General features: G+C 73.6%; 8 protein-coding genes. 5 read left to right on the top strand and 3 right to left on the bottom strand.

The features are described 5' to 3' along the window. Window positions 1–17 precede the first annotated feature (17 nt). Window positions 18–632, top strand: coding sequence for a GtrA family protein (locus tag ABD308_RS20295; protein ID WP_344337264.1), 615 nt, complete (start codon window positions 18–20; stop codon window positions 630–632). Window positions 633–675: 43 nt separating this feature from the next. Further along, the gene (locus ABD308_RS20290) at window positions 676–1,842 is read left to right on the top strand and encodes an ROK family protein (protein ID WP_344337262.1); all 1,167 of its coding nucleotides are present in this window, start codon (window positions 676–678) and stop codon (window positions 1,840–1,842) included. A gap of 3 nt (window positions 1,843–1,845) precedes the next feature. Here the strand turns inward: ABD308_RS20290 and ABD308_RS20285 are convergent, their stop codons facing one another. Next, on the bottom strand, window positions 1,846–2,937 hold the full coding sequence (locus tag ABD308_RS20285; RefSeq protein ID WP_344337260.1) for an ABC transporter permease: 1,092 nt from the start codon (window positions 2,935–2,937) through the stop codon (window positions 1,846–1,848). A gap of 112 nt (window positions 2,938–3,049) precedes the next feature. Between ABD308_RS20285 and ABD308_RS20280 the strand changes: the two genes are divergently transcribed. Next, complete coding sequence (locus tag ABD308_RS20280; protein ID WP_344337259.1) at window positions 3,050–3,562, top strand: MarR family winged helix-turn-helix transcriptional regulator; 513 nt, start codon at window positions 3,050–3,052, stop codon at window positions 3,560–3,562. A 176-nt stretch (window positions 3,563–3,738) separates the two neighbouring features. After that, on the top strand, window positions 3,739–5,232 hold the full coding sequence (locus ABD308_RS20275) for an MDR family MFS transporter (protein ID WP_425554809.1): 1,494 nt from the start codon (window positions 3,739–3,741) through the stop codon (window positions 5,230–5,232). A gap of 222 nt (window positions 5,233–5,454) precedes the next feature. On the opposite strand, the gene ABD308_RS20270 is transcribed toward ABD308_RS20275, so the two are convergent. Next, window positions 5,455–5,709, bottom strand: a complete 255-nt coding sequence (locus ABD308_RS20270; RefSeq protein WP_344337257.1) for a hypothetical protein — start codon at window positions 5,707–5,709, stop codon at window positions 5,455–5,457. Between the two features lie 28 nt (window positions 5,710–5,737). Continuing rightward, window positions 5,738–6,934, bottom strand: coding sequence for an inorganic phosphate transporter (locus ABD308_RS20265; protein ID WP_344337255.1), 1,197 nt, complete (start codon window positions 6,932–6,934; stop codon window positions 5,738–5,740). Between the two features lie 334 nt (window positions 6,935–7,268). Here ABD308_RS20265 and ABD308_RS20260 point away from each other — a divergent pair, with 334 nt between their 5' ends. Next, window positions 7,269–9,002, top strand: coding sequence for a C40 family peptidase (locus ABD308_RS20260; protein ID WP_344337253.1), 1,734 nt, complete (start codon window positions 7,269–7,271; stop codon window positions 9,000–9,002). Window positions 9,003–9,041: the final 39 nt, after the last annotated feature.

The raw sequence follows: 9,041 nt of genomic DNA, 5'->3' as shown, positions 1-9,041 counted from the left end.
CGTGCCAGACTGCGAAGGTGCCGTCCTTGACCCAGCGCGTCCTGGCCCGGGTGCCGGAGCGGGTGCGACCCGTCCTGGTCCGGCACCGGAGCCTGGTGAAGTTCCTGCTGGTCGGCAGCGGCTGCTTCGTCCTGACGCTGCTGATCAACTACGCGCTGCGGCTCACCGTGCTGGAGCGCAAGCCGGTGCTGGCGCTCACCCTGGCGACGGTGGCCGGCACCGGCGTCTCCTACCTGCTCAACCGGCGGTGGAGCTTCCGCTCCGCCTGGCGGCGGCGCGAACCGCTGCTGTTCCTGCTCGTGAGCACCGTCGCCATCGGCGTCAACGTGCTGCCGCTGATCGCCTCGCGCTACCTGCTGGACCTGCGCGAGCCGTGGGTCAGCCCGGTCACCCGGGAACTGGCCGACTTCCTGAGCGGCATGGTGCTGGGCACCTTCGCGGCGATGCTGTTCCGCTTCTGGGCCATGCGGCGCTGGGTGTTCACCCGGGTGGAGCAGTCCGTCGTCCTGGGCCCCGTCGGCGCGAGGCCCGGGGCCACGGGCACCGTCGGCGCGCGGCCCGGGGGTGTGGGTCCGCAGCCGGGCGCGCGGGTGCGGTCGGCGGAGGCCGGAGCGGGTGAGGGCGATGGGTGAGCCGGGCGGATCCGGCGGGACCGGGCCGGCGAGCCAGCAGGGGATGCGCCGCAGCAATCTGGCCCTGGTGCTCCGGTTCATCTCCCGCACCCCGCGCTCGCGCGCCGAGGTGGCCGCCGAGAGCGGGCTCACCCGGGCCGCCGTCTCCTCGCTCGCCGAGGAGCTGATCGCGGCCGGACTGGTCGTCGAGGAGGGCCCGGCCGCCCCCAGCGGCAAGGTCGGCCGCCCCGGCACCGCGCTCGGGCTCAACCCGGACGGCCCGGCAGGCCTCGGCGCCGAGATCGGGGTCGAGCACCTGGGCACCTGCGTGGTCGACCTGCGCGGCGAGGTCCGCGCCTGGCGCCGCCAGGAGATCCGCAACCGGGGCCGGGAGCCCGCCGCCGTCATGGCCGACCTCGCCGAACTGCTCCGCCGGGCCGCCATCGACGCCGGACTGCGCCCGGCCGGGCTGGCCCTGGCCGTGCCCGGACTGGTCGGCGCCGAGGGCGCGCTGCTCCAGCGGGCCGCCAACCTGGACTGGCGGGACGTCGCGGTCGCCGCCGAGCTGAGGCTGGCGCTGCACGCCGCCGGCGCCGGCGAACTGGCCGGGCTCCCGCTGCGGGCCGACAACGAGGCCAACCTGGGCGGCCTCGCCGAGCTCTGGCTGGGCGGCGGACCGGAACACTTCCTGCACGTCTCCGCCGAGGCGGGGATCGGCTCGGCGATCATCGTCGACGGCCGGCTGCTGCGCGGCGCGCGCGGCTACGCGGGCGAGCTGGGCCACGTCCCGGTGCACCCGGAGGGGCCGCGCTGCGCGTGCGGGGCGCACGGCTGCCTGGAGCAGTACGCGGGGGAGGCGGCGGTGCTGCGCGCGGCCGGGCTGGAGGGCATCCGGGGCGACTGGGTGGCGCTGCTCGCCGAGCGGGCCGGGGCCGAGGACCGGGAGGTGCGGACGGCGCTCGACGGCGCCGGGACCGCGCTGGGCATCGCGGCGGCCGGGGCGGTCAACCTGCTGGACCCGGCGGAAGTGGTGCTGGGCGGCGGCTACGCCCAGCTGGCGCCCTGGCTGCTGCCCGCGATGCGGGCCGAGCTGGCCGCCCGGGTGACCGTCCGCCCCTGGTCGGCCGAGCGGCTGACGGTCTCCCGGCTGGGCCGCCGCGGCCCCCTGCTGGGGGCCGCGGTCGGCGTGGTCCGTTCGCTGCTCGCCGACCCGGGGCGGCTGCAGCCGTAGACCTCAGTCCTCGACCAGCTGGCGGCTCAGACGCGAGGGCCGGCCGAGGACGGCGGCGAAGGTGACGCCGACGCCGACGAGCGCCCAGACCAGCAGGACCAGCAGCGGCTGGGTCAGGTTGGTGCTGTCGAAGTAGGCGATCGAGCGGGCCGCGTCGGTGCCGGCGCCGTTCGGGAACCAGGCTCCGATCGCCCGCCAGAACGGCGGCATCATCGGCGGCGGGAAGACCCCGCCGGCGCTCGGGTTGCCGAGCACCACGAAGACCAGCACCGCGATGCCGATGCCGATGATGTCGAACAGGCACTGCAGCGCCATGGTGAAGGCGCCGACCGCGAAGACCACCAGCGCGCCGAGCGCGGACATCGCCCAGAACGAGCCGGGCAGCGCGTCCAGGACCGTCTGGACGATGAGCGCGCCGCCGACGCCGGCCGCGAGCGAGTACAGCGCCAGGGTGCCGAGCCGGATCAGCGCCCGGTGGGCGTTGGCCGGCTTGGCACCGGCGCTGACGCCGAGGATCGAGGCGACCAGGTAGCCGCCGACGCACCATCCGATCACCAGGTAGAAGGAGGAGAGGCCGTTGGCGTCGCCCTCGGCGAGCGGCACGACGTCCTGGACCACGACCGTGCGGCCCTGGCTCTTCTCCAGGCCGGTGACGATGGTCTCGGCGGCCCGGGCGGCGGACGGCCCGCGCGCGTTGGCGATCAGCAGCACGTCCTCGGTGGACGTCGGGTTCACCACCAGCGCGGCGTAGATCTTCTGGTCCTTGAGCTGCTGGGTGGCGCTCTCCGCGTCCGGCGCGGTGGAGGCCTTCACGGCCTCGTCCGGGATCGACTCCAGGCCCTGGACCAGCTGGGGGGCGACCTGAGGCGGGGCGACCACCGCGATCGACAGCTCGTGCGGCTTCGGCTGGTGCAGCGCGCCCACGTAGGAGGTGACGAAGCCCAGCTGGAGGAGCAGCACGCCGATCACCAGCAGCGCGGCGCGCGGGGTGACGGCGCCCTTCAGCTCGGCGGTGAAGCCCTTCTTCGGTGCCGGCTCGGCCGCGCGCTCCGGTGCCGCGGCGGGCCCTGGTTCCTGCTGCCCTGGGGCGGTCATGCACATCTCCTTGCGTATCGGGGGAAACCGGGTACTTAATAGCATGAACTAGTTTCGCCGAGGTTTCTCCCGCGCCGGGGGCGCGCGAGGTGTGCTGCGGGATACTTGCGCGGTGAGTACGCCGAACGAAGGTCCGGGCGAGGGTCCGGACGAAGGCCGCGACGACGGCCAGGACGAGGACCCGCTGCTGGCGGTGGAGCGCGAGGTGGGGGTGCTGTTCCGGCGCGGCCGGGCCCGGATGTCCGAGCTCTCCCGCCGGGTCCACCCGCAGCTGGAGGGCATGGCGTACAGCCTGCTGAGCTACGTCGAGCAGACCGGGTCGGTGCGGGTGACCGACGTCGGCGTGCACTTCGCGGTCGGCAAGGCGACGATCAGCCGGCAGATCCGGGCGCTGGAGGACCTGGGCCTGCTGGCCCGGGAGACCGACCCGCAGGACCGCCGCTCCGCGCGGGTCTCGCTCACCGAGGACGGCCGGCGGCGCTTCCTGGTCGCCCGGGCCGCCCGGATGGGCCGGGTGCGGGAGCTGATGGGCGGCTGGCCGGAGGAGGACGTGGTGCGCTTCGCCGAGCTGCTGCACCGTTTCAACGACGTGGTGGGCGAGGCGGCGGCCGCACCGGCCGGCTGAGCGGTGGACGCGTGGGCCCGGGCCGGGAACGGTCCGGGCTTTACTTGTTCTTGACGAATGTTGCCCAAGTCAACCATCGCGCTTATGGTTGCCACAGGCAACTATTCCGAAGGACCTCGATGACCGTCACCGCCACGCCTGCCGCGACCGGAGCCGCCGACACGACCGACCAACCGATGACGCACCGGCAGGTGATGGAGGCCCTCTCCGGCCTGCTGCTGGGCCTCTTCGTCGCCGTGCTCTCGTCGACCGTCGTCTCCAACGCGCTGCCGCGGATCCTCACCGACCTGCACGGCGGCCAGTCCGCCTACACCTGGGTGATCACCGCGACCCTGCTCACCCTCACCGCCTCCACCCCGATCTGGGGCAAGCTCTCCGACCTCGCCAGCAAGAAGCTGCTGCTGCAGATCGCGCTGGTGATCTACATCGCCTCCTCCGCGCTGGCCGGCCTCTCCCAGAACACCGGGCAGCTGATCGCCTGCCGCGCCCTCCAGGGCATCGGCGCCGGCGGTGTCACCGCCCTCGCCCAGATCTGCCTGGCCGCGATGGTCCCGCCGCGCGAGCGCGGCCGGTACAGCGGCTACTTCGGCGCCGTCTTCGCACTGGCCACCATCGGCGGCCCGCTGATCGGCGGCGTCATCGTGGACACCTCCTGGCTCGGCTGGCGCTGGTGCTTCTACGTCGGCATCCCGTTCGCGCTGCTCGCGATCATGGTGCTGCAGCGCACCCTGAAGCTGCCCGTGGTCAAGCGCCAGGTGAGGATCGACTACCTCGGCGCGCTGGTGATCACCGCCTCGGTCAGCCTGCTGATGATCTGGATCACCCTGGCCGGCAAGAACTACGCCTGGCTCTCCTGGCAGACCGCGGCCATGGTCGGCGGCGGCCTGCTGCTCGGCGCGCTCGCCGTCGTCGTCGAGCGCCGCGCCGCCGAGCCGATCATCCCGCCGCACCTGTTCCAGCACCGGACGGTCACCCTCGCCGCGCTGGCCAGCGTCCTGGTCGGCATCGGGATGTACGGCGCGACCACTTTCCTCAGCCAGTACTTCCAGCTCGCCCGGGAGAAGTCCCCGACGGTGGCCGGCCTGATGACCCTGCCGATGATCCTCGGCCTGGCCGTCTCCTCCACCGTCGCCGGCAAGCTGATCACCAAGTACGGCAAGTGGAAGGCCTACCTGGTCAGCGGCACGCTGCTGCTGGCGATCGGCTTCGGCCTGCTCGGCACCGCCCGGGCCGACACCCACTACGGCCTGCTCTCCCTCTACATGGCGATCACCGGCGTCGGCCTCGGCCTGACCATGCAGAACCTGGTGCTCGCGGTGCAGAACACCGTGCCGCGCGCGGAGCTCGGCGCGGCCAGCTCGGTCGTCACCTTCTTCCGCACCATGGGCGGCGCGATGGGCGTCTCGGCGCTCGGCGCGCTGATGAACAACCGGGTCGGCCACTACCTCGCCGAGAACCTGGCCAATGCGGGCGTCCCGGCGGGCGGCGGCTCGCTCGGCGGCGGCATCCCGGACCTGCACAAGCTGCCCGCGCCGCTGGTGCCGCTGGTCACCGACGCCTTCGGGCACGGGGTCGGCGTGGTCTTCCTGGTCGCGGCGCCGTTCGCGCTGCTGGCCTTCGTCACCGTGCTGTTCATCCGCGAGACCGTGCTGCGCACCGGCCAGGAGTAGGCCGGGCACGCCGGAGGGCCGGAAGTGGATCACCACTTCCGGCCCTTCCGGCGTCCTGGGGGCGGCTCCCCGCCCCGCCGTCCGCGCGGCCGTGGCGCCGTCTCGGCCGGGGCCTGCGCGGTTGTGCCGCCGTCCGGGGCGGGGCCCGGGTGCCCGTGCGGCGACGCCAGAAGGCCGGGAGCGTGGTTCCGCTCCCGGCCCTCCGGCGTTCCGTCCGTGCCGCTACTTGTTGGCGATCAGCGTCAGTCCGTAGAGGACGGCCGCGCCGCAGACGGCGAAGCAGGCGTACGCGCCGGCCAGGGCCAGCCGGCCGCCGGTCACCGGGGCGTTCGGGCCGGCCGCCGCGCGGCGCGCGGTGAGCGAGGCCTCACGGCGGGACAGGGCCAGGATGCCGAGCGCGAAGACGGCGACCACGCCGACGGTGATGCCGAAGCTGATGCCGGCGGTCTGGGCCAGGGCGTTCCACTTGATGTGCATGGTGTTCGAGCTCCTCAGCCGGCGGCGGTCAGGCCGCGACCGTGGTCGAGGCGGGGGTGGTCGGGGCGGCCTGCGCGGCGGGCACGGTGGCCGGGCCGACCTCAACGGGGGTGACGTCGGCGGTGGTGTCGTTGACGTTGTCCGCGCCGACCGGCTGGCGGCGGGAGATGACCCACATCGCTCCCGAGCCGGCCACCAGCACGGCGCCGACCAGGGCGACGCCCCAGTTGCCCCGCTCGGCGAGGTAGGCGGCGAGTCCGCCCACGGTGGCGGCGGCGGGCAGGGTCAGGCCCCAGGTGTAGACCATGCGGCGGACCATGCCCCAGCGCAGCTCGGCCTTCGGGCCGCCGAGGCCGGCGCCCATGATGCCGCCGGAGCAGACCTGGGTGGTGGAGAGGCCGAAGCCCATGCTGGAGGAGGTCAGGATGACCGTCGCGGCGGCCGACTCGGAGGCGAAGCCCTGACGCGGGGTGATGTCCGCGAGGCCGCTGCCCATCGAGCGGATGATCCGCCAGCCGCCCATGTAGGTGCCGAGCGCGATCGCGGCACCGGCCGAGACGATGACCCAGGTGGGGGGCAGCGCGCCCTTGGGCAGGGCGCCGACCGAGACCAGGGTCAGGGTGATGATGCCCATCGTCTTCTGGGCGTCGTTGGTGCCGTGCGCCAGCGAGATCAGCGAGGAGGAGAAGATCTGGCCGGTGCGGAAGCCCTTGCCGACGGTCTCCTCGCCGCTCTTGCGGGTGATCGCGAAGGCGAGCTTGGTGGCGCCCCACGAGGCCAGGCCGGCCACCAGCGGGGAGGCGACCGCCGGGATGAGGATCTTGCTGACCACGGTGTCGAAGTTGACGCCGTTGGCGCCGACACCGACCACGGTGGCGCCGATCAGGCCGCCGTAGAGCGCGTGCGAGGAGCTCGACGGCAGGCCGCGCAGCCAGGTCAGCAGGTTCCAGAGGATGGCACCGGCCAGTGCGGCGAAGATGATCTCCGGGTGGATCCCGGTCTTTTCGTTGACGATGCCGCCGGAGATGGTGGTGGCGACCTTCACGGAGAGGAACGCGCCCGCGAAGTTGAGCAGGGCCGCGATGGTGACCGCGACCTTCGGCCGGAGGGCTCCTGTCGCGATGGAGGTGGCCATCGCGTTGGCGGTGTCGTGGAACCCGTTGGTGAAGTCGAAGGCGAGCGCCGTGATGATCACAACGGCCACCAGGAACGAGATGTGTTCCATACCCAAACAATCGTCGTAGTTGTCGCACTGATGTTGGTGTCGTGCGCGACGGTAGGGACGCTTGGTGAACGGAAGGTGAACTGGCATCGGAATCAAGGTTCCGACGGTGTCGAGGGGGTTGCCGAGGCCTTTCCGATGGGTGGCGTCCGCCGTGCTGAGCTGGACATTAGTGGAGATCCGTCCGCTTCGCCCCTTTTGCTGAGAGCTGCCTCACAGCGCGGGCGAAAAGTTCATCGAGCCGTACGGGCGCGGTCTGTTTCCGGCGGGTAACCCGTGGCAGGATCAGCCGGAGGTCCGGGGACGCCGGAGCGGGCGGACGGGGAGGACGACACCCATGGGCGGGGCGGTAGGGCGTGCGGAGCCGACGGACGGAAGACTGACGGGCGGTTCCGGCCTCCCCGGTGGCAGGCGGCCGGCCTGGGTCCGGGCCGCACTGCGCTGCGGCGCGGTCCTCGCGGCGGCCGCCCTGTCGTTGCCGCTGGCCGCCGGTGCGGCCTGGGCCGACCCGGTTCCGGCGGCGCCCACCGCTCCCGCGGCCCCCGTGGATCCGGCGGCTCCTCCGGTCGCCGACCCCGGCGGTGACCCGCTCGCCCAGGCCAAGGCCACCCTCGGCCCGCTGCTCGACCAGCTGCACGCGCTCTACCAGGGCGCCGAGGCCGCCACCGAGCAGTACAACGCGGCCGTCGACAAGGTCGCCCAGCAGCAGGCCGCGCTCGCCGAGCTCAAGGGCAAGCTGGAGCGCCAGCAGAAGCAGGTCGACGCCGGCACGGACGTCGCCGCGCAGCTCGCCGCCGCCCAGTACCGCAACGGCTCCGCCTCCGCGTACGCCGAGCTGCTGCTTTCCAAGGACCCGTACGAGGCCGTCACCATCGCCGAGCTGCTCGCCGCCGCCAGCCGCTCGCAGAACGAGTTCCTCAGCAAGCTGACCACCGACCGCGACGCGCTGGGCGTGCTGCAGAAGCAGAACGAGGAGGCGCTCAGTACCTCGCGGACCCTGGTCACCCAGCAGGACGCTGCCAAGGCCAAGGTCGCCGCCGACCTCGCGGCCGTCGAGCAGCTGGTCTCCTCGCTCACCGGCGCCCAGCGCGCCGAGCTGGAGAAGGTGGAGAAGGCCAAGGCGGACGAGGCCCAGCTGGCCTTCCTCGCCTCCGGCGTGCTCGGCCAGGGCGAGCGCACGCCGTCGCTGTCCGGGCGGGCCGCGGTCGCCTACGCGCTCGCCCAGCTGGGCAAGCCGTACGTGTGGGGCGGCGCCGGGCCGGACGTGTTCGACTGCTCGGGGCTCACCTCGCAGGCCTGGCTGCACGCCGGCAAGCCGATCCCGCGCACCAGCCAGGAGCAGTGGGCGCAGCTCCAGCACATCCCGCTCAACCAGCTGCGGCCGGGCGATCTGATCATCTACTTCGAGGGCGCCACGCACGTCTCGATGTACATCGGCGGCGGGCTCGTCGTGCACGCGCCGCGTCCGGGCTCGTACGTCAAGGTCGGGCCGATCGGGGCCAACCCGATCCTCGGCGCGGTGCGGCCCGACCCGGACGGGGCGGCCGACGACGCGGGTGGCGTGTGGAAGATCCCGGACCTGCCGGCCGGCTGGGACGCGGTCACCCCGATCGCGTCCAGTCCGCTCAACCAGCTTCCGGTGGACCCCGGCACGCCGGTGCCGCCGGTGACCCCGCTGCTGCCGGCGACCCCGGAGACCCCGGGGACCCCTTCGACCCCGGTACCGCCGACCACCCCGACCCCGGGCACGGACCCGTCCACGCTGCCCCCCACTCCGGGCACCACCCCGGACCCGACCGCCACCGGCACGCCGAGCACCACCCCGACGGGCACGCCCACGGGGACGCCCACCGAAACCCCGACCGGCACGCCCACGGGGACGCCGACCGGGACGCCCACCGAAACCCCGACCGGCACCCCCACCGGGACGCCGACGGGCACGCCGACCGACAACCCGTCGTCGGCCCCCGCCGGCACCGGCTCGCCCACCGCCACCGGTTCCTCCTCCGCCGCAGCGAAGGCCACCGGCACCGCCTCGGCCTCCGGCACCCTCTCGCCCAACCAGAACTGACCCCGGGGAGGCCGGGCTTCGAGACCCCTCTCGAAGCCC

The sequence above is a fragment of the Kitasatospora putterlickiae genome (assembly GCF_039527695.1).
In the GTDB taxonomy this organism is placed as follows: Bacteria; Actinomycetota; Actinomycetes; order Streptomycetales; family Streptomycetaceae; genus Kitasatospora; species Kitasatospora putterlickiae.
Note: the sequence above shows the minus strand (reverse complement) of the source record. Positions and strands in the feature narration are given on the sequence as shown.

Excerpts from the sequence above, each read along its gene's own strand:
- ABD308_RS20285 (WP_344337260.1), bottom strand. The coding sequence starts at position 2,937 with ATGACCGCCCCAGGGCAGCAGGAACCAGGGCCCGCCGCGGCACCGGAG.
- ABD308_RS20275 (WP_425554809.1), top strand. The coding sequence starts at position 3,739 with ATGACGCACCGGCAGGTGATGGAGGCCCTCTCCGGCCTGCTGCTGGGC.
- ABD308_RS20260 (WP_344337253.1), top strand. The coding sequence starts at position 7,269 with ATGGGCGGGGCGGTAGGGCGTGCGGAGCCGACGGACGGAAGACTGACG.
- ABD308_RS20270 (WP_344337257.1), bottom strand. The coding sequence starts at position 5,709 with ATGCACATCAAGTGGAACGCCCTGGCCCAGACCGCCGGCATCAGCTTC.
- ABD308_RS20265 (WP_344337255.1), bottom strand. The coding sequence starts at position 6,934 with ATGGAACACATCTCGTTCCTGGTGGCCGTTGTGATCATCACGGCGCTC.
- ABD308_RS20290 (WP_344337262.1), top strand. The coding sequence starts at position 676 with ATGCGCCGCAGCAATCTGGCCCTGGTGCTCCGGTTCATCTCCCGCACC.